Below are 20695 nucleotides of genomic sequence, written 5' to 3'. Positions count from 1 at the left end.
TGTCTATGATGGGGAGTATACAGTGACACGAGATGCAGGGGGATGGCGATGGACAAACGTGTGCCGAAACGGCCAGCTTCATGCCGTCTCCAAGACAATGCGGCTTACTTAGCCGAGCGGCTTGGGGTCGGCAAAAGCTTTGATGTCATCCGCCTCGACGTCGAGTATGGCGGCCGGGCGATGGCATTGTTTATGATTGACGGGTTTGTGAAAGACGATATTTTGCATTATTTAATGAGAAATTTGTCCCATCTAGACGAGGGTGAACTGGACGCTGATCCGCTCGAAAAACTGTTAAAAAGGCATCTTCCTTATGTAGAAATCGGGCAAACGAACGATCTCGAGGAGGCGGTCGCCGCCGTGCTTGCCGGACCGACGGCGCTCGTCGTTGATGGCGTGGATCGCATCCTTTTAATTGACGCCCGCACCTATCCAGTGCGCGGCCCGCAGGAGCCGGACACTGAGCGGGTAGTGCGCGGGGCGCGCGACGGGTTTGTGGAAACGATCATCTTTAATACGGCTCTCATCCGCCGCCGCGTCCGCGACCCGTCGCTGCGGATGGAATATGTACAGGTGGCGCGCCGCTCGAAAACGGACATTTGCATTTGCTATATTGAAGAAATTGCCGACCCGGAACTTGTCCGCCGCGTCCGGCAGTCGATTTCCGCCATCGATACGGACGGGCTCGTGATGGCGGAAAAGACGGTTGAAGAGTTTATTTCCGGGCGGCATTGGAACCCGTACCCGGTCGTTCGTTATACGGAGCGTCCTGATACGGCGGCCGCCCATTTGTACGAAGGGCATGTGCTCGTCATCGTTGACGGGTCGCCAAGCGTCATGATCACCCCGGCAACGTTTTGGCATCATTTGCAGCATGCCGAAGAATACCGGAACAAGCCGATCGTCGGGGCGTATTTGCGGCTCGTTCGCTTTTTGGCTGTCTGGGCGTCGGTGTTTTTGTTGCCGCTTTGGTATTTATTGATGACGGAGCCGGAACTGCTGCCGGGGCCGCTGCAGTTTTTAGGAAAGGCGAAATTAGGCGATATTCCGCTTTTTGCCCAAATTTTGATGATCGAAATCGGCATGGATATGCTGCGAATGGCCGCCATTCATACGCCGTCCTCGCTGGCGACAGCGCTCGGTTTGGTGGCGGCGCTTATGATCGGCGGCATTGCCGTGGAGGTCGGCCTCTTTTCCAACGAAGTGATTTTATATTTCTCGGTTGCCGCCATCGGCACGTTTGCGACGCCAAGCTATGAGATGAGCTTGGCGAACCGGCTCGTCCGCATTGCTTTGCTGATCTTGTCCGGCCTGTTCGGCCTGTACGGCTATGTGCTCGGCCTTACTGTTTGGATCATCTCCTTGGCCCGGATGTCGTCGTTTGGCATCCCGTATTTATGGCCGTTTATTCCGTTTTCTTATCGGGCGATGCGCGATGTGCTCATCCGCTCGCCGATGCCGCTGAAAAACCGGCGGCCGGCCATTCTTCATCCGCGCGACCCTGACCGTTGACGCAGGCGCTCTATTTCCCGGCGCCTGCTTTTTTGTCTTGACGGCTGCGGATATTTGCCGATACATTAAAAAGGGAGAAAAGGAGAATCAATGACGATGAAGACAGTATACGATGTGCAACAGCTGCTCAAACAGTTTGGCACGATCATTTATGTCGGCGACCGGCTCGCCGATTTGGAGCTGATGGAGGAGGAAGTGAAAGAGCTGTACGAGTCTCAGCTCATCGATGTCAAACAATTGCAGGCTGCGTTATTTGTTTTGCGGCAGGAAGCGCAAATCGAGCGGGAAAAACGAATGAGAAAAGGATGAGGGAATGGCAATGGAACAATGGTTGGCAGGCATCGATCTTGGCGGCACGACGACGAAGATGGCGTTTATTACAGAAGACGGAATCATTGTACACAAATGGGAAATCCCAACAGACACGTCCAACCGCGGCGAACGGATCGTCGCCCATATCGCCCGGTCGTTGGATGAAACGCTCGCCCGGCTTGGCGGAACGAAAGAACAGCTGCTCGCCATCGGAATCGGCGCCCCCGGGCCGGTTCAGGAAGAAACAGGAATGCTGTATGAAGCGGTCAATCTAGGATGGAAACACTACCCCTTAAAACGACAGCTCGAAGAAGAGACAGGGCTGCCGGTGGCCGTCGACAATGACGCGAATATCGCCGCCCTCGGCGAAATGTGGAAAGGGGCCGGGGGAGGGGCGCGCCATTTGCTGTTTGTGACGCTCGGCACCGGCGTTGGCGGCGGCGTAATCGCCAACGGGGCCATCGTGCGCGGGACGAACGGCGCCGGTGGAGAAATTGGCCATATGACGATGGTTGCAGACGGCGGCGCGCCGTGCAACTGCGGCAAAACGGGCTGTTTGGAAACGATTGCGTCGGCGACCGGCATTGTGCGGATTGCCGGCGAAAAGCTGGCTGCCAGCGAGCGTCCGAGCGCGCTCCGCGGCGGCGATGTCACCGCCAAAGCTGTGTTTGACGCCGCCAAAACGGGGGATGCGCTCGCGCTTGAGGTTGTTGAGGAGGTGACGCGCTATCTCGGTTTGGCGTTGGCGAATGCGGCCAATGTAACCAATCCGGAGAAAATTGTGATCGGCGGCGGTGTCTCGAAAGCGGGGGCACTGCTCGTTGAGCATGTCGCCGCCCATTTCCGCCGCTATGCTTTTCCGCGTGTCGCCGCCGGAGCGGAGATCGTGCTGGCAACGCTCGGCAATGACGCCGGAGTCATCGGCGGCGCCTGGTTGGCGAAATCGCTCATCGGCGCCTAAACCGCAACGGCTTGCTCCAGCAAGGGAGCAAGCCGTTGTTTTCATTTTTTGGCGCCTGCCGCATATGTTGAAGGTAGAAGAAAGGGAAGGGGAGATGGCGCATGCGCGTCCAAGCATGGCCTGGCGATACGCTTGAAAAATACGGGCAATGGTTTTCAGTGCCGACGGAGTTGATTGTAGACGCCAATCCACATGTCGACAAAGGAAGGCTGCGTCCCGGACAGACAGTCGCTATTCCGGGATATGGCGTCATCGAGTCATGGGAAACACTCTCCCGCAGTCTATCGCTGCCGATCGAGGCGTTGCGGCGGATGTCGGGGGCGATGGCGGTCATTGACGGAACAGCGCCGCTGCCTATGCGGATCGCCGCTCCTGTCGTTCGCAGCGTCCGGCCGTACGATTTTGCCGCTTTGACGGAGGATATTGACGCGATCGTCCGCCATTACCCGTTTGTGCGCCAGCGGACGATCGGATACAGCGTGCTCGGTTTGCCGCTTGTTGAGCTGCAAATCGGCCGCGGCCCGGTGCGCGTCCATATGAACGGATCGTTCCATGCCAACGAATGGATTACAACGGCAGTATTAATGGCGCTCATCGATGACTATGTGCGGGCGCTTGTCAATGACGACATGTTGGCCGGCCGCCGGGTTCTCGAGTATTACCATAAAACGACTCTTTCCGTCGTGCCGATGGTCAATCCCGATGGCGTCAATCTTGTGTTGAACGGTCCTCCCGAGAAGGAGCCGCACCGGAGTGAAGCCATCCGCATTAACGGTGGGGCCGCTGATTTTTCCCAGTGGAAAGCGAACATTCGTGGCATCGACTTAAACAACCAGTTTCCGGCCCGCTGGGAAATTGAACAGGCGCGCAAACCGCCAAAGGGACCGGCGCCGCGTGATTTTCCCGGCTTCGCCCCACTCACCGAGCCGGAGGCGAAAGCGATGGCAGCGCTGGCTGAAGAAGGGGATTTTGCAATGGTTGTTGCGTTTCATACACAAGGAAAGGAGATTTATTGGGGGTACGAAGGATTGGAGCCGCCAGAAGCGGAGGCGGCCGTCAAGGCGATGGCCGAAGCGAGCGGATACCAAGCGATTCGCTATATTGACAGCCACGCCGGCTACCGCGACTGGTTCATTCAGACATGGCGGCGCAGAGGCTATACGGTCGAACTCGGAGAAGGGGTCAACCCGCTGCCGCTTTCGCAATTTGCGCAAATATACCGCGACAGCCTCGGTTTGTTTTTGGCTGCGCTCGAAATGGCTTGAAGGCGGCGTTTGCGGAGAAATGCCGCATGGGCTGCCAATTGCATCGCAATGCTCTGAAAGGCGTGAAAAAACGCAAGAGGCTCCGTCCGCCTCTTGCGTTTTCAGTGTGTGCCTGTCGGAATGCCGTGGTGCAAAATCGTCATCACTGTAAACCAGCCGAAAACCGCCGCTGTGCCAAGCCCAAATAAAAATCCGAGCACATTTTTCTCGCGCAGCGTGCGGAGCATGCCGTAAAGGGCGAGCAACGTCACGAGCGCAAAAATAATGACTGTACCCATCCGTTTTACCCCCTTGTGAAACAGTATGTACAAGCGAGCTCATTCTTTTTCATTGTAATCTTTTTTTTTTCTTTTGTCGAGGTCTGTTCCGCATTTGCATGTTTCTCTTTCATCGGCGGGAGAAAAACGGTAAAATAAGGATAACGCTGACCATGCCAACGATAAGGAGGAGACGGTGATGGAATGGACGCGCATTCCTGTCGGCCCGATTCAGGCGAACGCCTACTTGTTGTCGGCCGCGGACGGTGCATGTGTCATCATTGACCCTGGAGCGGAAGGAGCAACGATCGTGCGCCGAATTGAAGAAAAGAAATTGACCCCGCTGGCGATTTTGCTGACGCATGCCCATTTTGACCATATCGGCGGCATTTCTGATGTGCTCGCCCGCTGGGATATTCCCGTGTATGTGCATGAAAACGAAAAATCATGGCTGCAAGATCCGGCGCTCAACGGTTCACTTTATTTCGGCGGTCCGGTCGTTGTCCGTTGCGAGCCGACATGCCTTACAGGGCGGACGACGTTGACGATCGGTCCGTTTGTGTTTGACGTGCGGGAAACGCCTGGCCATTCGCCGGGCAGCGTCTCGTATTACTGTGAAGCCGCGCAGCTCGTATTTTCAGGCGATGCGCTGTTTGCCGGCAGCATCGGGCGCACCGATTTGCCGGGCGGCAACCACCAGCAGCTGTTGGCAAGCATTCACCGCAAGCTGTTGACGCTGCCTGAAGAGACGTTGGTTTTGTCCGGGCATGGACCGGAGACGACGATCGGCATGGAAATGGACACCAATCCATTTTTGCACGGGTTTTCTTGATTTCCCGGCAGCCGCCGCACGGCAGAGCTTCCGGAGAGGACATGGAAACAGGCAGACAGGCGTCTGCCTGTGAAGCCTGCAAAATAAAAAAACCCCTCTCAGCCGCGCCAAGAAGGGTTTTTGGGGGATGTTCTATCCATAATAATGGGAGGGGATATAGTTAAGCTACTACTATAACCATATACCATTGTTTTCACTATGTCAATAGTAAAAATAAAAAATTTAAGGAAGGAAACCATCATGGGACAACTGTACGAACAAATTGCCGCGGCGCCGGGAGGGCGGGTGTCATACGCCGATTATATGAACATGGCGCTTTATGACGCACAGGCGGGCTATTATATGCGCGAGCGGACGAAAATCGGCAGGAAGGGAGATTTCATTACGAACAGCTCGTTCGCTGCCGTATTCGGAAAAGCGCTTGCTTCGTTTTTCATTCGGATTGTCGAGCGGGGCGGCCTGCCGCCGGCGATTTGCGAGTGGGGGGGCGGGGATGGACGTTTGGCGCTGGCGATATTGGAAGAATGGGAGAAAAAAAGCCCTGATACATACCGTGAGTTGTCGTATACGATCATCGATCAAAGCCTGTTCCACCGTCAAAGGCAGCGGGAAACGCTTCGCGCGGCTGCCGATAAAGTGGAGCAATATGACAACGTCTCCCGCTGGCTCGCCGAGCGTGGGCCGTTTTCTGGGATCGTATTCAGCAATGAATTTTTTGACGCACTCCCGGTTCATGTGATTGCAAAGGAACAAGGGATTCTTTATGAATGTTTCGTCGCCGCCCGTGACGGTCGGCTCGTCGAGGAAAAGGAGCCGCTTTGCAATTTGGATATTGCTCGCTACTTGGCTGAGCGCGGCCTCTCGCTTGCCGAAGGGCAGCGCTTGGAAGTGCCGCTCGCGGCACGATCATTTTGGCTTGACATCGGGCCGCAGTTTCGCCAGGCGGTGATGGTGACGATTGATTATGGTTATACGGACGAACAGCTGCGGGCGCCGGCGCGGCGGCACGGCAGCTTGCGGGGTTATTTCCGCCATCGGCTCGTCCCCGACCCGCTTCACCGTCCAGGGGAGATGGATTTGACGGCCCATGTACAATGGGATGCCATCCGCTTGTACGCCCAGCAGACCGGGTGGGAGGAGGTGGCGTTTCTCCGCCAAGATCGGTTTTTGCTTGCTGCCGGTCTCTTGGACGAATGGGCAGTTTCCAAAAGCGCGGAGTTGTTTGCCCCGCCGAGCCGGGAAGACCGGATGCTTCGCGCGTTGGTCGCCGATGACGGCATCAGCCGTTTTTTCGATGTGCTCATCGGACAAAAAGGCGTGAAGCTTCCCATCCCGGACATTTGGGCGGCGCCGGAATTTTTGCCATAAAGACAAACAGGCAGAGAACGGGCTCTGCCTGTTTTCATTCGCCCATGCCGGGCACCATCATGAACGTCGTCCAGTATGTAAAAGCGGCAAAGAAAATCGTCAAATACGCCCCGAAAATGTAAATGTACATTCGCTCGGTCAGTTTCAAAAAGCCGACGAAAAGGAAAAACACGGTTTGGCCAAAGAAGATGAGCGATGTCGTATGCATATGGCCAAGATAAAACATGACGGCAAAAATGCCAGTCCAAAAAGCCAAGACGCGGAACATGCGATCCATTATGTATCCCTCCTTTTTGAGCAATCCATTGGTCTTTACTTATTATAATGTACAATGATTGTGAATGTAAATAACGCTTTCGGACAAGGTGAAAGAAAAAAAGCGGGCGGATCGCACCGCCCGTGTAAAACGAAAAAGGGGCCGCCGTCACGGGCGAATGGCGATGCGGTAAGCGCAGCGGCGGCTGCCGTTCATCATATTTTCTGTTTCCGCTACTTTCGCATCGGCAAACAACGCTTCCACCATTCCTTCTAAAAAGGCATGATGCAGGCTGCAAACGACATCAGGCTGCTGTGCGGCGATTTCTTTGAACGGACAGTTGAAAATGTCGAGGCAAAGCACGCCTTTGTCTTCCTCATAGCGAAATTGCGGCAGAAATCCGGCCGCTTCCGCTGCTTCTTCCATGATGCGGATCTTTTCCTCGAGGGCAAGCGCGCCCGTTGAACCGTTATGCGGCAGGCGTTTGGCGACGAGTTCATAGCCAAACTGTTTTCCTGTTTCGCGAAGCGCTTCCTGCCCGACCGCGCCGAGTTGAGCCATCGTCTGAATGGCGATGCGGGCGAGAAGCTGGTAGTCACGGAACGGAAAATACAAACCGACGACTTCGTCAGACAGCCGGTACAGCCGGCTCGGCCGTCCGCCTTTTCCCGTTTTTTGCGTATCCGATACGACCATGCGAACGTCTTCAAGCTTCGTTAAATGCAAGCGGGCAACGTTTGGATGGATATGAAATTTTTCTGCGATTTCTTGAACAGAAACTTCGCGATGCACTTTTGCCATATATTCATAAATATGAAATCTTGTCGGGTCAGACAATACGCTTGTGATTTTCAGCGTTTGTTCCATTGGTTTCCCTCCTAAATGAATCATTGGTATGGTTATTATAATGAAATCGTCCAAAGCGAGGAATGATTTTTGTCACTATTGGCAGTGAGTGGACTGACATTCAAAAAAATTTCACAAAAAAGCTGCGCCAAAAGCAGGATAACGACTCATGCTCGTCGAAATACAAAGCAGTCTGTCGAAAGGAGGGAATATGTGCTGAACGAGATCGAACAAACGGCAAACCGCCTTCTCGCCGAAGCGGTGCAACGCCGCGCCTCGGATCTTCACCTCGTTCCGCGCCGCCGCGATGCCGCTGTTCGTCTTCGGCTTGATGGCATGCTTGTCGACGTTGGCGTGCTTTCGAAGGAAACGGCGGAACGTCTCATCGCCCACTTTAAATTTTTAGCCGGCATGGACATCGGGGAACGACGCCGTCCGCAAAGCGGCGCCATGGAAGTGGCTGAGTTTGGGGAAACGGTGTATTTGCGTTTATCGACATTGCCGACGCTCTACGATGAAAGCCTCGTCATTCGGCTTCTGCCGCAGCGCTTCTCGCTGCCGCTTCGCGAACTATCTTTATTCTTCCGCTCCACCGCACGATTATTTTCCTTCATGCAGCATCCGCAAGGGCTTGTGCTGTTGACCGGCCCGACGGGGTCGGGAAAAACGACGACCCTCTACACCCTTCTTGATCTTTGCCAAGCTGAAAGGCAACGCAACATCATCACGCTTGAAGATCCGATCGAAAAACAGAACGAACGATTGTTGCAAGTGCAAATCAATGAAAAAGCAGGCATCACATACGCCGCCGGGTTAAAAGCGGCGCTGCGCCATGACCCGGATGTGTTGATGGTCGGCGAGATCCGCGATCATGATACGGCGGCCATTGCCATCCGTTCAGCGTTGAGCGGCCATTTGGTCGTCTCGACGATGCACGCCGCCGATGCAGTCGGCGCCGTCTACCGGCTGCATGAATTCGGCATTCCGCTCGGCGATTTGGCCGAGACGCTGCTTGCCGTCTCTGCCCAGCGGCTTGTCGAGCTGTGCTGCCCGCTGTGCGGCGACGATTGCCATCCATCGTGCGGCCGTCTTGGACGACGCCGGCGCACGGCTGTTTATGAGTTGCTTTGCGGTTCAGCGCTGGAGGACGTGATTCGTTCCCTCTCCAATGGGAGAGGGAAGCCAAAGCGCTCTTATATGACGCTGGCGCGCTTGATCCGCAAGGGGATTGCGCTCGGCTACCTGCCCGTTCGCATGCTTGAGCTCGTCGGAGGGGGAGAAAGATGAAACGCAAAATGTGGCCGCTCGCTGAACAGGCGTTGTTTTTCACTCGGCTCGGCCGGTTGCTCGAGCGCGGTTACCCCCTTGGGCAAGCGCTTGAGTTTTTGGCCATTCAGGCTCCCACACACCGCCGGATGGAAGTGGAACGCTGTCTGCAGCAGCTGCGCGCCGGGCTGCCGCTGTTTGCGGCTGTCGAAGCGCTGTCGGTCGACCGCATGGCGGTTAACCTTCTCTTTTTTGCCGAACGGCATGGCGATTTACCGCGCGGCATGGCAGAGACAGGGGAAGCGCTGGCGCAAAAAGCGCGCTTCTACGAGCAGCTTCACCGCTTCAGCCGCTATCCGCTGTTCCTTCTTTCTTTGCTCATCATCATGCTCGTCTTGATGGAATGGTGGCTGCTGCCGCAGTTTGAACGGGCGGCGGCGGCGTTTTCTCCACAACGCGGGCACACCGCTTGGCTGCTTGCGGTGGTCGCCCATGCCCCTATGGCGATGGCGGCCATCGCCGTCTTGGCGGTGTTCTCCGGGCTGTTTTACACCGCTTATTTCCGCCGCTGGCCGGTCTCCCGAAAACTTCAATTCGCCTTGCGAATTCCAGGGCTTGCTTCGTTTCTGAGACTGTTCCTCACCTGCCTGACTGCCCGACAGCTCGGGCGCTTGCTGCAGGCCGGGTTGTCGGTTTATGATGCGCTCGGCGTGTTCAGCGAGCCGTCGTCCTGGCCATTTTTGCAAATGGAAGGCCGGCGCCTTCGCCACGGGTTGATGAAAGGGATGGCGCTTGACAGATTAATCGGCGCCGCCCGCTATTACGAACAAGAGCTGGCGCTTGTCATCCGCCACGGCCAGTCGAACGGCGAGCTTGGCAAAGAACTTGAACATTACAGCGAGTTTTTGCTGCAGATGATCGAAAAACGGGCCGAGGCTGCGCTGAAGCTCGTGCAGCCGCTTTTGCTGTCGGTTGTCGGGGCGCTGATTGTCGGCATGTATTTGGCCATTTTGCTGCCAATGTTTTCGATGTTGAACAGCTTGTAAAACAAGCGATAACTACATTTGTCGAGCGAGGAGGAATAGTTGTGAACCAAAAAGGGTTTACGCTCATTGAAATGTTGATCGTCCTGATGGTCATTTCCGTGCTGCTGTTCATTGCGATTCCGAACATTGCGAAACATAACAGCATGATTAACGAAAAAGGGTGCGAAGCGTTTCTGAACACCGTGCAGGCGCAAGTGAAGGCATACGAGATGGAACATAACAAAATTCCGACGGTGCAGGAATTGCTCGCTGGCCGCTATATCAAGTCGGACAAATGTCCGAACGGTCATGCCATCCAAATCAGCGCGAACGGCGATGTGAGTGAAAGTGGCTCGTAACGGCGGGTTTACGCTGCTTGAGATGCTGGTCGTTTTATCGGTCGTCCTTTTGCTGTCGGTGTTGGCTGTTCCGGCGTTCGGCGGGGCGGTGCGCCAGCAGGAGGAAGCGCATATGCTGGCCGTGCTGCGCGCCGACTTGTACAGCGCGCAGCAGCACGCCATCGCCCATCGGAGGAAGGTGTCCGTCTTTTTCAGCAATGGACGCGGTGAGTATAGGGCGGTCGAAGGAGGAAGCGGCCGGACGGTCGTCGTCCGCTCGCTTCCTGCGCCTTGGCGGTTTCAGCTCAGCACGCTCCGTAATCCGCTCATCTTTACCGATAATGGCAATATCGAGCAAGCGGGAACTGTTTGGGTGAAAAGCGGCCGGGGCAGCTACAAGGTGACGTTTTTGCTCGGGAAGGGGCGGTTTTATGTGCAAAAAATGTAGCCGCGGATTTTTGCTCATGGAAGCGTTGTTCGCGTTGGCGCTGTTATGGACGGCGGCCGCCGTTTTTCTGCCTATGTTGATGCAAATGGAGCTTGAACGGAACAACCTCGCTCTTGAAGAACAAGCGCAGCGGCTGCTGGCCATTGCGCTGTATGAGGAGCCACTTGTTGGTGAAACGAAGGCATCGATTGGGCGGACGGTGTTTCGGCTTCGGGCGTATGAGGAAGGAGGGCGGATGTGGAAAGTATGTGTGCGTTGGAACGATTATGCCGGCCGCGAAAAGGAGCAGTGCGGGTACAGCAAGCGATAGGAAGTAAGGAAGGCGGGTTTGCATTGCTTGAGGCATTGATGGCCTTGGCTGTTGCTTTAGCGGTGGCCGCGGTCATCCCGGCGCTGCTTGCTGTCCGCCCGCTCGCCGCAGAGCCGAGCGACGGGTTTGCGCGCTTGGAATGGAGGCTGTTTTTGCAGCAGCTGCAAATCGAGTTGAATGAAGCGAAAAAATGGTCGACGGATGGCCGTGTGCTGTACTTACACAAATGGAATGGCGAGACCGTCAGTTTCTCGTTGGTTGCACCAAAAGCGGAACTGATTCGTCAAGTGAACGGAGCAGGCTACGAGACGGCGCTCCGCCATGTGCGGGCGGTGTCCTATCGCATCGGCGCCCATGGCTTGTTTTTGCAAGTGACAGCCGATGACGGCAAGGTGTGCGACGCGTTTGTGGCGCGGATGTTTTAGGCAAGGCGGCGCTAAGCCTGGAACGAGGCGAGCGCATCATTGAGGCTTTATGGCCTCATGCTTTGCGCGGTGTCGGCAAGGAGGAAAAGACGCAAGGGGTGAGGACAAATGGGCCGCCAAGATGGGGTGATTTTCCCGCTTGTCGCGGTCGTCGCGTTGCTGCTAGCGTTTTTTATGACGAATGCCGCACTTTTATACGAGGCGGAGCAGCAGGCGGCGCACGCCGTCCGGCAGGCAGCCGAGGCGGACGAGCTCGTGCAAATGGCGGTGTTTGATGTAAAGGAACAAATTGCAGCAACGGCTGCTGTGACAACGAAACAGGAAGGAAAGTGGACGTATCCGCGCGGGGAGGCGGTCTGCCGGTGGCAAAAGGAAACGGAGGCGAGCGTCCGGGTTTTCTTGACGGTTCGCTCGGCGGCCGGACTGCAGCGGACGGTCGCCTTCACCGTTGCCCTTCCATCGCTCGATATTACGGAATGGACGGAGCAAAACGGGTGAACTGCTCCGCCGGCCGAAATTCATCTCCCGCCTACTCATCGGGCTGTGCCATTTACGTTTCTTGAGGAGGGGACTTCTTTCGGAAAACGGTTAAAAAAGGAAAGATGAGGAAAAACTAAAAGAAAAAAGGGGGGCTTCGATGGCAGTCAACGACTATGTCAAATTTGTCACCCAGCGGTTCGTCACGTATATGGATATGCCAAAAGAGGAGCGGGCGCGGCGGCGGAGCGCGCGCAAACAAGAGCGGCCGCCGCTCTCTTACCGCTTGTTCGGCATCGTGCCGCTTTCACTCCGTTTGTTGTTTCGGCGCCGCCCGTAATGGGCGCCCGCTGGCTTGCAGCCGGCGGGCGTTTTTGATGGGGAGGGATGGCGGAATCCGCGCCGGGCTCAGGCTGCAGGCTTTTCGCACGGCAGCTCACGATGTGCGAGGCAGCAAGTAAAACAGCCCGCCGTTAATGACGGAAACGGTGATGCGCGGCTTGTACTGTTTTTCAAGCGCTTCTTTCTCGATATAATAACACTCCGGCTTTTCTTCCGTCTCTTTGTAAAACTCATCAAGCAAAGCTAAATCGTCGGCCCAGCGCCGGCGCGCTTCCTCGGCCCATGCATGATCGTCGGCGGCAATGCGGCCGCGGATATATTGCTCGAGGCGGGCGATGCCGCTTGGCGGCTTAATGAGCGGCGAAATTGTAAAACAATAGTCCGGGATTTTCGGCGTCAGTCGGCGCGCGCGGAGCCGCTCGTGGAACGACTCGACGATCGTTCCGCTAATGAGATGAAGGCCAAGGGAGACGATGGCATCTTTTTTTCGGTCGCATTCGTAGGAAATGACAACGTTCATCCCAAGCCATGGATGAAGGGCGGCATGGCTGGCGAGCGGGGCGTCCGGCTCTTCGTACAAACGAATGAAGCTGCCGCGTTTTTGCGCCGAGCGGAACAGCTGGTGCAGCCGCGGCGCCCCGAAATGAAGCCGGTCGCCTTTCAGCTTTTCCGTCCGTTCGCTCGGGCGGGTAATCAGCGTGAGCTGCATCGGCTGCGGGACGCCGCCCGTCCGTTCGATGTAATGCCAGTAAAACGGCCGGTTCATCAGCTCTTTATCCATTTCTGGCGTCAGCTGGACCGTCATATAGTCGTCATTCGCTTCTAACAACGTGCACCCGTTGGCGGCAAAATAACGCTCCACAAAACGACGGATTTCATGTTGCTGCATGCCGTTTGCCTCCTTCCTTTCCGAGCTGCTCCGCCAGCTCGATCATCGCGACGATGTTTTCCATTTTGATTTTCATCTCCCCTTCGCTCCGTGAATGAACGAAGGCGTCTTCGAAGTAGCGTTCCAAGTTGGCGAGGTTCATTTTCGCCAAAATGTCGTCCAGCTCGCCGACTACCCGCTCGAACAAGCGGATTTTCTCATAGAGAAGCGTTAAAATATGCTCTTCGACCGTCTGTTTGACGGCGAAGTTGTAAATGTAAACGTCATCTGTCTGCCCGAGGCGATGGACGCGGCCGATCCGCTGCTCAAGGCGCATCGGGTTCCACGGCAAGTCGTAGTTGATGACATAGCGGCAAAATTGCAAGTTGATGCCCTCGCCGCCCGCTTCGGTGGCGATGAACACTTGGGCGTGGTGTTTAAACAGTTCCTGCATCCAGTCTTTTTTGCCGCGCCGGAAGCCGCCGCGAAACGGGACGGATGAAATGCCGTGCTGTTTTAAAAACCATTGCAAATACAGCTGTGTCGCCCGGTATTCCGTAAAAATAATCACCTTATCGTTAATGGAGCGGATCAGTTCAAGCGCTTTTTCCGCCTTTGAATTCGTCGTGACGGCGTTGATTTTTTCCAGCACCTGCTCAAGCGCTTCAGGAATGGCTCCTTCGCATTTCTCCATCATATTTTTTATGGTTAAAAACAGCGCTTCACGGCTGCTGCACGCCTCGCGAAGCAGCGTGATGAGCGAAAACGAACCGGCGAACGGCTCATGGCGGAGCGCCCTCACTGCTTCGTACAGTTCGCGCTCTTCATCCGTAAACTCGATCAACACCGGCTCGACATGGCGCTTCGACCATTCGATCGGTGTATCGGCGCGGCGGTTGCGGATCATTACTTTGTTGACGAGCGCTTTTAAATGCTCGTTCGCCTGCACCGCCCTTGTTTTGCCGTATGTTTTGGCAAACTGCTCGGCGTTGCCTAAATGGCCGGGCTTCAAAAGTGAGACGAGGTTGAAGATTTCCTCAATCCGGTTTTGAATCGGCGTCGCCGTCAGCAACAAACAAAACTTCTTTTTTAAATTTTGCACAAACTCGTAGTTTTTCGTTTTGTTGTTTTTCAGTTTGTGCGCCTCGTCGATGATGATCATATCGTATGGCTGTTCGTAAATGATGGAGCGGTGCGGCTCCTTTTTCGCTGTATCGATCGAAGAAACCACAATGTCGCACTGTTCCCAGACGTAGCTCTTTTTTTGCTGGACGGCCGGGATGAAAAACTTTTCGTTCAATTCTTTCACCCATTGTGAAACAAGGGAGGCGGGAACGAGAATGAGCGCTTTTTTCACAAGGCCGCGAATCATATACTCTTTTAGGACGAGCCCGGCTTCAATCGTTTTGCCAAGTCCGACTTCATCGGCCAAAATCGCTTTGCCGTTCATCTCTTCAACGACGCGGCGCGCCACTTCGAGCTGGTGCGGGAGGATCGTCAAATGCGGCAAGTGCTTAGGCGCCTGCAGGCCGTCAAATTCCGGCACGCTTAAATGATGGGCCGCCTCTAACGCCAGCTCATACATTTCCCAGCTTGCCCACGGCCCGTCTTTTTCAATGCGCTCAAGAAATTCCTTTTTCCACGTCTCGTCCATTTCGATCGCAATGTTCATGTCCATCCCCTTCCCTTGTGACGAATGTTTATTCCGTAAAAATCCTCTTTGTTAGACAAAACAAGAACATTTTGACGGATAATTTCTATAAAAGTTCGATCATTTCCTATTGCCCTTTTTGAGTGGTTAATGGTAGTATAAATTTAGAACATTCGCATGAATGGCGGTCAAGGGCGTTTCTTAGTATGCCCGCTTTGGAAAATTTTATTGATCGGCGGATGACGGCAAGGGGAGAGACTACGGAATGTAGCGCCGAAGGAGCAAGCGGAAACGCGAATCTCTCAGGCAAAAAGACTCTTGCTTGACGCAGCTCTGGAGAGCGCCTGCCTATCGGCGGGCCACCCAAGGGGAAACCGTCGGGACCTCGCTGCCGCCAAGGCGCAGGCAAGCGGCCGACGGGAAACTTTCAGGTGCCAGGACAGAGCCTCTCTTTTTTCGCAAAGGGGGGAGTCTGTCCTTTTTTGCGTCATGCATTTCGATGAGGGAGGGAATCGCCTTGTTAAAGCGCACGCCGCTATTTCCGGTATACGCCCGTTACAACGCCAAAACAGTCGAATTTGGCGGCTGGGAAATGCCGGTGCAGTTTTCAAGCATCAAGGAAGAGCATGAAGCGGTAAGGACGCGCGCCGGACTGTTTGACGTCTCCCACATGGGGGAAATTGCGGTCCGCGGCCGCGGAAGCCTTGCCTTTTTGCAAAAACTGATGACGAACGATGTCGCCAAGCTTCGTCCAGGGCGGGCGCAATACACGCTCATGTGCAACGAAGATGGCGGCACGGTCGATGATTTGCTTATTTATCAAAAAGGAGAGAGCGACTATTTGCTTGTCGTCAACGCCGCCAATACGGAAAAAGATTTTGCCTGGCTGAATGAGCACATCGATGCGGATGTCGAGCTTGACAACGTTTCAGCGCAAACGGCGCAGCTTGCTCTGCAAGGACCAGCGGCCGAACGCGTGCTGCAAAAATTAACCAATCTGGATTTGCCGGCGATGCGTCCGTTTTCGTTCCAAGACAATGTGGAAGTGGCCGGCGTAAAGGCGCTCGTCTCGCGCACCGGCTATACGGGCGAAGACGGGTTCGAGATCTATTGCCAGGCAGAGGATGCCATCACGTTATGGGAGGCCATTTTAACAGCCGGGGCCGAAGACGGCGTCCTCCCATGCGGACTGGGAGCGCGCGATACGCTCCGGTTTGAGGCGTGTCTGCCGCTTTACGGCCAAGAATTGTCCGAAACGATCTCCCCGCTTGAAGCCGGGCTCGGGTTTGCCGTCAAAACGGAAAAAGAATCGCCGTTTATCGGCCAGGCCGCGTTAAAGCGGCAAAAAGAAGCCGGACCGCCGCGGCGGCTTGTCGGCATCGAGATGATGGACCGCGGCATTCCGCGCCATGGCTACCGGGTATTTGCCGGGAGCGCTGAAGTCGGATTCATTACGACCGGCACGCAGTCGCCGACGCTGAAGAAAAACATCGGGTTGGCGCTCGTGACAGCGGATGTTGCCGCAGCCGGTCAGGTCGTGGAGGTGGACATTCGCGGCAAGCGCTTGAAGGCGAAGATTGTACCGATCCCGTTTTACAAGCGGACGAAGTCATAAGCAAGGAGGAAAATACGGTGCTCCATCGTTATTTGCCGATGACGGAAGAAGACAAGCAGGAAATGTTGCGAACGATCGGCGTTGCATCCATTGATGAGCTGTTCGCCGACATTCCAGAACAAGTGCGTTTTCGAGGCGAGTTGAACGTGAAACCGGCGAAGTCGGAGCCGGAGCTATGGAAAGAGTTAAGCGCGTTAGCGGACAAAAACGCCAACGCCAAGCAATATGTTTCCTTTTTAGGAGCGGGCGTGTATGACCACTATATTCCGGCCGTGGTCGACCACGTCCTGTCGCGCTCCGAATTTTATACGGCGTATACGCCGTACCAGCCGGAGATTTCCCAAGGCGAACTGCAAGCCATTTTTGAGTTCCAAACGATGGTATGCGAGCTGACAGGCATGGATGTCGCCAATTCGTCGATGTACGACGGCGGCACGGCGCTCGCGGAAGCGGTGCTGCTTGCTGCCGCTCATACGAAGCGGACGAAAGTGCTTATTTCCGCGGCCGTTCACCCGCAATACCGCGATGTCGTGCGCACGTATGCGAAAGGGCAGAGATTAGAGGTAAAAGAAATTGCGTACGACGGCGGTGTTACCGATCTTCAAGCGCTTGAAGCGGAAATGGGGGATGACGTGGCGTGTGTGGTCGTCCAATACCCGAACTTCTTCGGGCAAATCGAGCCGCTCAAGGCGATGGAGCCGCTCGTCCATGAAAAGAAAAGCCTGTTCATTGTCGCGAGCAATCCGCTTGCCCTTGGCATTTTGACCCCGCCCGGCGCATTGGGGGCGGACATCGTCGTCGGCGATATGCAGCCGTTTGGCATCCCGATGCAGTTCGGCGGCCCACATTGCGGGTATTTCGCTGTCAAAGCGCCGCTGATGCGGAAAATTCCAGGCCGGCTCGTCGGGCAAACGAAAGATGAAGACGGGCGCCGCGGGTTTGTGTTGACGCTGCAGGCGCGCGAGCAGCATATCCGCCGCGATAAAGCGACATCCAATATTTGCTCGAACCAGGCGCTGAATGCCCTCGCCGCCTCGGTGGCGCTCTCGGCGCTCGGAAAACGGGGCGTAAAAGAGATGGCGACGATGAACATGCAAAAGGCGCATTATGCGAAACAGGCATTCGAACAGCACGGGGTTGTGTCGCCGTTTGCCGGTCCATTTTTCAATGAATTCGTCATCCGGCTCAACCGTCCGGTTTCTGAGGTGAACGCCCGCCTGCTCGAAAAGGGGATCATCGGCGGCTACGACCTTGGCGGTGATTATCCGGAACTTTCCAATCATATGCTTGTTGCTGTCACCGAACTGCGCACGAAAGAAGAAATCGATCGGTTCGTCAATGAATTGGGGGATTGCCATGCATAACGATCAACCGCTTATTTTCGAACGAAGCAAGCCGGGACGGATCGCCTACAGCCTGCCGGCGCTCGATGTTCCGGCTGTCGATGTCAGCGAGCTTGTGCCGCCCGATTATTTGCGTTCTGAAGAACCGGAGCTGCCGGAAGTATCGGAGCTCGATTTGATGCGCCATTACACGGCGCTTTCCAAGCGAAACCACGGCGTTGATTCCGGGTTTTACCCGCTTGGATCGTGCACGATGAAATACAATCCGAAAATCAATGAAAACGTCGCCCGTCTCGCCGGGTTTGCCCACATCCACCCGCTGCAGCCGGAAGAAACGGTGCAAGGGGCGCTTGAGTTGATGTACGACTTGCAGGAGCATTTAAAAGAAATCACGGGCATGGATGCGGTCACCTTGCAGCCGGCCGCCGGCGCCCATGGCGAGTGGACCGGGCTCATGATGATCCGCGCTTACCATGAGGCCAACGGCGATTTCAACCGGACGAAGGTAATCGTCCCGGATTCGGCGCACGGTACGAATCCGGCGTCGGCAACCGTTGCGGGGTTTGAGACAGTGACGGTCAAATCGACTGCCGCCGGCCTTGTTGATTTGGAGGATTTGCGGCGCGTCGTCGGCCCTGACACAGCGGCGCTCATGCTCACGAACCCGAACACGCTCGGGCTGTTTGAAGAGCAAATCGTCGAAATGGCGGAAATCGTCCATGCAGCGGGCGGCAAGCTGTACTATGACGGCGCGAACTTAAACGCCATCCTCGGCAAGGCGCGCCCCGGCGATATGGGCTTTGACGTCGTCCATTTGAACTTGCATAAAACGTTCACCGGCCCGCACGGCGGCGGAGGGCCAGGATCGGGCCCGGTCGGGGTGAAAGCTGACCTTGTGCCGTTTTTGCCGAAACCGGTCATCGCCAAAGGGGAAAACGGCCGTTGCTACCTTGACTACGACCGTCCACAGTCAATCGGCCGCGTCAAGCCGTTTTACGGCAATTTCGGCATCAACGTCCGGGCGTACACGTACATCCGCTCGATGGGGCCGGACGGTTTGAAAGCGGTGAGCGAATACGCCGTTTTAAACGCCAACTATATGATGCGCCGTCTTGCCGAGTATTACGATTTGCCGTATGACCGCCATTGCAAGCATGAGTTTGTCTTATCCGGCAAGCGGCAAAAGAAACTTGGCGTCAGAACGCTTGACATCGCGAAACGGCTGCTTGATTTCGGCTTCCATCCGCCGACCATTTACTTCCCGCTCATCGTCGAAGAGTGCATGATGATTGAGCCGACCGAGACGGAGTCGAAAGAGACGCTCGATGCGTTCATCGATGCGATGATTCAAATTGCCAAGGAAGCGGAAGAAACTCCGGAAATCGTTCAAGAAGCGCCGCATACGACGGTCGTCAAGCGGCTTGATGAAACGACCGCAGCGCGCAAGCCGATTTTGCGCTATCAAAAGCCGACAAACTGATCCGTGATACCGACAAACGGCTCGCCCGACAGTGGGCGGGCCGTTTCGTTTGGGGACAGCTGCATTGCTATGGCGGCATTGACAGAAAAGTCGAGTTAGTTTATTATATAAACTAATAGCAATGGCTGATCCATCATTCGCGGTGCATACTAAAAGTCATGACGAAAAGGATGACCGAAAACGTGAGGACAGGGAACATCACTCTTGTCAAAAAAATGAATAAACAGCTCGTCCTGAAATTGATCCGCGACCAACACCCGATTTCACGCGCCGATATTGCGAAAACGACCGGACTGAATAAAGCGACGGTTTCAGCGCTCGTCGATGAGCTGATCGCCGAGCATTTTGTCCATGAAAGCGGCATCGGCGTCTCCACAGGCGGACGCCGGCCGCTCATGCTCCGCTTTAATGCCGACGCCGGTTCGCTTGTCGGCGTCGAGCTCGGCGTTAACTATTTGTACGCCGTGGTGACGAACTTAAATGCTGAAATCATATGGGAGCAGCGGCGTTCGTTCCGCCCGTCCGAAGGGCAGGAGGCGATTGTCGGCGAGATGGCCGAATTGGTTGAAGCCGCGGTCCGCCGGGCGCCGGCGACACCGTACGGCGTAATGGGAATCGGCATCGGGGTGCCGGGCGTTGTCCATACGGAAAGCGGGACGGTGATTTTTGCGCCGAACTTGCGTTGGGGCGATGTGGCGTTGGCATCGGCCTTGCAAAAGCGATGGCCGCAATATCCGGTTATTGTGGAAAACGAGGCGAAACTGGCGGCGCTTGGCGAAAAATGGTTCGGCGCCGGCAAGGAGTTTGCCCATTTTGTGTATATTAGCGCCGGCATCGGCATCGGCGCCGGCGTCGTCCTTCATCATCAGCTGTATCGCGGGGTGAACGGGCTGGCGGGCGAGATCGGCCATCATACGATCGATGTCAACGGCGTCCGCTGTACTTGCGGCAATACCGGCTGCTGGGAAATGTACGCTTCACAAAAATATATTGAACGCCGTTTGGCCGAAGAAGGCCGTTTGGAGTGGCTGGACGACCGCTTTTCCATCGCCGCGATGGCGCTGGCGGCCGAAAACGATGCCCAGCTGGCGCGCATTTTGGAAGAAACGGGCCGCTATCTCGGCATCGGGCTGCTGCAGGTGATTTATGCGTACAACCCGGAGGCGGTCATTATCGGCGGCCCGCTTGCTCAGGCCGGTGATTTCGTGCTTGATGCAGCGCGCAAAGAGGTGAGGGAGCGCATTCTCGTCAAAAAAGAAAGCGAGCCGTCCATCATCGCCTCGAAGCTGAAAGAGAAAAGCTGCGCCATCGGTGCGGCTGCTTCGGTGCTTGAGGCGGTCGTCCTGCCGCCGGAATTTGAGACGGCTCCTTGACGGCCGCAACAGCAAAGGCGCCTGCCTATATAGATGCAATTTGAAGATTTACCATTTGCAGCTTTTATCGACTGTCAGGCGACCGAACAACGCCGCTTCACAGACCCATATATGGGTCTGTGAAG

General features: G+C 55.6%; 23 protein-coding genes and 1 riboswitch. Of the genes, 18 read left to right on the top strand and 5 right to left on the bottom strand.

What is annotated here, in order from left to right; translation table 11 throughout:
* The first annotated feature begins 48 nt into the window (after nt 1-48).
* The 4 genes from CV944_RS02220 (at nt 49) to CV944_RS02205 (ending at nt 4050) form a co-directional block, all read left to right on the top strand.
* The gene (locus CV944_RS02220) at nt 49-1512 is read left to right on the top strand and encodes a spore germination protein (protein ID WP_033010203.1); all 1464 of its coding nucleotides are present in this window, start codon (nt 49-51) and stop codon (nt 1510-1512) included.
* Nucleotides 1513-1608: 96 nt separating this feature from the next.
* Entirely contained in the window at nt 1609-1821 is a 213-nt protein-coding gene (locus CV944_RS02215; protein WP_033010242.1) for a YqgQ family protein, read from the top strand.
* Nucleotides 1822-1831: 10 nt separating this feature from the next.
* The gene (locus CV944_RS02210; RefSeq protein WP_033010241.1) at nt 1832-2785 is read left to right on the top strand and encodes an ROK family glucokinase; all 954 of its coding nucleotides are present in this window, start codon (nt 1832-1834) and stop codon (nt 2783-2785) included.
* 101 nt (nt 2786-2886) lie between these two features.
* A complete protein-coding gene (locus CV944_RS02205; RefSeq protein ID WP_100659075.1) occupies nt 2887-4050 on the top strand; it encodes a M14 family metallopeptidase in 1164 nt (387 codons plus the stop codon).
* Nucleotides 4051-4151: 101 nt separating this feature from the next.
* Here the strand turns inward: CV944_RS02205 and CV944_RS02200 are convergent, their stop codons facing one another.
* On the bottom strand, nt 4152-4328 hold the full coding sequence (locus CV944_RS02200) for a DUF2759 domain-containing protein (protein WP_033010201.1): 177 nt from the start codon (nt 4326-4328) through the stop codon (nt 4152-4154).
* A gap of 178 nt (nt 4329-4506) precedes the next feature.
* Here CV944_RS02200 and CV944_RS02195 point away from each other — a divergent pair, with 178 nt between their 5' ends.
* Together CV944_RS02195 and CV944_RS02190 are read left to right on the top strand one after the other, a co-directional pair.
* Complete coding sequence (locus CV944_RS02195; RefSeq protein ID WP_049625174.1) at nt 4507-5139, top strand: MBL fold metallo-hydrolase; 633 nt, start codon at nt 4507-4509, stop codon at nt 5137-5139.
* Nucleotides 5140-5379: 240 nt separating this feature from the next.
* The gene (locus CV944_RS02190) at nt 5380-6507 is read left to right on the top strand and encodes a class I SAM-dependent methyltransferase (protein ID WP_100659074.1); all 1128 of its coding nucleotides are present in this window, start codon (nt 5380-5382) and stop codon (nt 6505-6507) included.
* A gap of 34 nt (nt 6508-6541) precedes the next feature.
* Here CV944_RS02190 and CV944_RS02185 read toward each other — a convergent pair whose 3' ends face one another.
* Both CV944_RS02185 and CV944_RS02180 read right to left on the bottom strand, forming a co-directional pair.
* Entirely contained in the window at nt 6542-6784 is a 243-nt protein-coding gene (locus tag CV944_RS02185) for a DUF2626 domain-containing protein (protein WP_033010198.1), read from the bottom strand.
* Between the two features lie 147 nt (nt 6785-6931).
* A complete protein-coding gene (locus CV944_RS02180; protein WP_063329883.1) occupies nt 6932-7630 on the bottom strand; it encodes a helix-turn-helix transcriptional regulator in 699 nt (232 codons plus the stop codon).
* Between the two features lie 192 nt (nt 7631-7822).
* On the opposite strand from CV944_RS02180, the gene comGA reads away from it, so the two are divergent.
* The 8 genes from comGA (at nt 7823) to CV944_RS02140 (ending at nt 12238) form a co-directional block, all read left to right on the top strand.
* Nucleotides 7823-8896, top strand: coding sequence for a competence type IV pilus ATPase ComGA (gene comGA / locus CV944_RS02175; protein ID WP_011231917.1), 1074 nt, complete (start codon nt 7823-7825; stop codon nt 8894-8896).
* Nucleotides 8893-9921 carry a competence type IV pilus assembly protein ComGB gene (comGB, locus tag CV944_RS02170; protein WP_033016395.1) on the top strand — a complete coding sequence of 343 codons (1029 nt, stop codon included), beginning with the start codon at nt 8893-8895 and terminating at the stop codon, nt 9919-9921. The genes comGA and comGB overlap by 4 nt, the downstream gene beginning before the upstream one ends.
* Nucleotides 9922-9962: 41 nt before the next feature.
* Nucleotides 9963-10259 (top strand): competence type IV pilus major pilin ComGC, encoded by a 297-nt coding sequence (comGC, locus tag CV944_RS02165; protein WP_100659103.1) that lies wholly within the window; start codon nt 9963-9965, stop codon nt 10257-10259.
* Nucleotides 10243-10686, top strand: a complete 444-nt coding sequence (gene comGD / locus CV944_RS02160; protein WP_232721966.1) for a competence type IV pilus minor pilin ComGD — start codon at nt 10243-10245, stop codon at nt 10684-10686. Before comGC ends, comGD begins: the two co-directional genes overlap by 17 nt.
* Nucleotides 10670-10996 (top strand): hypothetical protein, encoded by a 327-nt coding sequence (locus tag CV944_RS02155; protein WP_047818694.1) that lies wholly within the window; start codon nt 10670-10672, stop codon nt 10994-10996. The genes comGD and CV944_RS02155 overlap by 17 nt, the downstream gene beginning before the upstream one ends.
* 23 nt (nt 10997-11019) lie before the next feature.
* The gene (comGF, locus tag CV944_RS02150) at nt 11020-11421 is read left to right on the top strand and encodes a competence type IV pilus minor pilin ComGF (RefSeq protein WP_230581369.1); all 402 of its coding nucleotides are present in this window, start codon (nt 11020-11022) and stop codon (nt 11419-11421) included.
* Nucleotides 11422-11529: 108 nt separating this feature from the next.
* Complete coding sequence (gene comGG, locus CV944_RS02145) at nt 11530-11919, top strand: competence type IV pilus minor pilin ComGG (protein WP_044743169.1); 390 nt, start codon at nt 11530-11532, stop codon at nt 11917-11919.
* A 139-nt stretch (nt 11920-12058) separates the two neighbouring features.
* Nucleotides 12059-12238 carry a YqzE family protein gene (locus CV944_RS02140; RefSeq protein ID WP_044743170.1) on the top strand — a complete coding sequence of 60 codons (180 nt, stop codon included), beginning with the start codon at nt 12059-12061 and terminating at the stop codon, nt 12236-12238.
* A 96-nt stretch (nt 12239-12334) separates the two neighbouring features.
* Here CV944_RS02140 and CV944_RS02135 read toward each other — a convergent pair whose 3' ends face one another.
* Both CV944_RS02135 and CV944_RS02130 read right to left on the bottom strand, forming a co-directional pair.
* Entirely contained in the window at nt 12335-13129 is a 795-nt protein-coding gene (locus CV944_RS02135; RefSeq protein WP_063329790.1) for a YqhG family protein, read from the bottom strand.
* Nucleotides 13116-14780 carry a DEAD/DEAH box helicase gene (locus CV944_RS02130; protein WP_033010189.1) on the bottom strand — a complete coding sequence of 555 codons (1665 nt, stop codon included), beginning with the start codon at nt 14778-14780 and terminating at the stop codon, nt 13116-13118. The genes CV944_RS02135 and CV944_RS02130 overlap by 14 nt, the downstream gene beginning before the upstream one ends.
* A 218-nt stretch (nt 14781-14998) precedes the next feature.
* Nucleotides 14999-15087: riboswitch (glycine riboswitch) on the top strand.
* A 189-nt stretch (nt 15088-15276) separates the two neighbouring features.
* Here CV944_RS02130 and gcvT point away from each other — a divergent pair.
* The 4 genes from gcvT to CV944_RS02110 all read left to right on the top strand — a co-directional run bounded on the left by gcvT (nt 15277) and on the right by CV944_RS02110 (nt 20570).
* Entirely contained in the window at nt 15277-16374 is a 1098-nt protein-coding gene (gene gcvT / locus CV944_RS02125) for a glycine cleavage system aminomethyltransferase GcvT (protein ID WP_033010240.1), read from the top strand.
* A 17-nt stretch (nt 16375-16391) separates the two neighbouring features.
* A complete protein-coding gene (gene gcvPA / locus CV944_RS02120) occupies nt 16392-17738 on the top strand; it encodes an aminomethyl-transferring glycine dehydrogenase subunit GcvPA (RefSeq protein WP_033010188.1) in 1347 nt (448 codons plus the stop codon).
* Complete coding sequence (gene gcvPB / locus CV944_RS02115) at nt 17731-19197, top strand: aminomethyl-transferring glycine dehydrogenase subunit GcvPB (RefSeq protein ID WP_033010187.1); 1467 nt, start codon at nt 17731-17733, stop codon at nt 19195-19197. Before gcvPA ends, gcvPB begins: the two co-directional genes overlap by 8 nt.
* A 182-nt stretch (nt 19198-19379) precedes the next feature.
* Nucleotides 19380-20570 (top strand): ROK family transcriptional regulator, encoded by a 1191-nt coding sequence (locus tag CV944_RS02110; RefSeq protein WP_033010239.1) that lies wholly within the window; start codon nt 19380-19382, stop codon nt 20568-20570.
* Nucleotides 20571-20695: the final 125 nt, after the last annotated feature.

Source organism: Geobacillus sp. WSUCF-018B (genome assembly GCF_002809985.1).
GTDB lineage: Bacteria > Bacillota > Bacilli > Bacillales > Anoxybacillaceae > Geobacillus > Geobacillus thermophilus.
This window is presented reverse-complemented; position numbering and strand designations above follow the sequence as displayed.

Excerpts from the sequence above, each read along its gene's own strand:
- CV944_RS02220 (WP_033010203.1), top strand. The coding sequence starts at position 49 with ATGGACAAACGTGTGCCGAAACGGCCAGCTTCATGCCGTCTCCAAGAC.
- CV944_RS02215 (WP_033010242.1), top strand. The coding sequence starts at position 1,609 with ATGAAGACAGTATACGATGTGCAACAGCTGCTCAAACAGTTTGGCACG.
- CV944_RS02210 (WP_033010241.1), top strand. The coding sequence starts at position 1,832 with ATGGAACAATGGTTGGCAGGCATCGATCTTGGCGGCACGACGACGAAG.
- CV944_RS02205 (WP_100659075.1), top strand. The coding sequence starts at position 2,887 with ATGCGCGTCCAAGCATGGCCTGGCGATACGCTTGAAAAATACGGGCAA.
- CV944_RS02200 (WP_033010201.1), bottom strand. The coding sequence starts at position 4,328 with ATGGGTACAGTCATTATTTTTGCGCTCGTGACGTTGCTCGCCCTTTAC.
- CV944_RS02195 (WP_049625174.1), top strand. The coding sequence starts at position 4,507 with ATGGAATGGACGCGCATTCCTGTCGGCCCGATTCAGGCGAACGCCTAC.
- CV944_RS02190 (WP_100659074.1), top strand. The coding sequence starts at position 5,380 with ATGGGACAACTGTACGAACAAATTGCCGCGGCGCCGGGAGGGCGGGTG.
- CV944_RS02185 (WP_033010198.1), bottom strand. The coding sequence starts at position 6,784 with ATGGATCGCATGTTCCGCGTCTTGGCTTTTTGGACTGGCATTTTTGCC.
- CV944_RS02180 (WP_063329883.1), bottom strand. The coding sequence starts at position 7,630 with ATGGAACAAACGCTGAAAATCACAAGCGTATTGTCTGACCCGACAAGA.
- comGB (WP_033016395.1), top strand. The coding sequence starts at position 8,893 with ATGAAACGCAAAATGTGGCCGCTCGCTGAACAGGCGTTGTTTTTCACT.
- CV944_RS02155 (WP_047818694.1), top strand. The coding sequence starts at position 10,670 with ATGTGCAAAAAATGTAGCCGCGGATTTTTGCTCATGGAAGCGTTGTTC.
- comGG (WP_044743169.1), top strand. The coding sequence starts at position 11,530 with ATGGGCCGCCAAGATGGGGTGATTTTCCCGCTTGTCGCGGTCGTCGCG.
- CV944_RS02140 (WP_044743170.1), top strand. The coding sequence starts at position 12,059 with ATGGCAGTCAACGACTATGTCAAATTTGTCACCCAGCGGTTCGTCACG.
- CV944_RS02135 (WP_063329790.1), bottom strand. The coding sequence starts at position 13,129 with ATGCAGCAACATGAAATCCGTCGTTTTGTGGAGCGTTATTTTGCCGCC.
- CV944_RS02130 (WP_033010189.1), bottom strand. The coding sequence starts at position 14,780 with ATGAACATTGCGATCGAAATGGACGAGACGTGGAAAAAGGAATTTCTT.
- gcvPB (WP_033010187.1), top strand. The coding sequence starts at position 17,731 with ATGCATAACGATCAACCGCTTATTTTCGAACGAAGCAAGCCGGGACGG.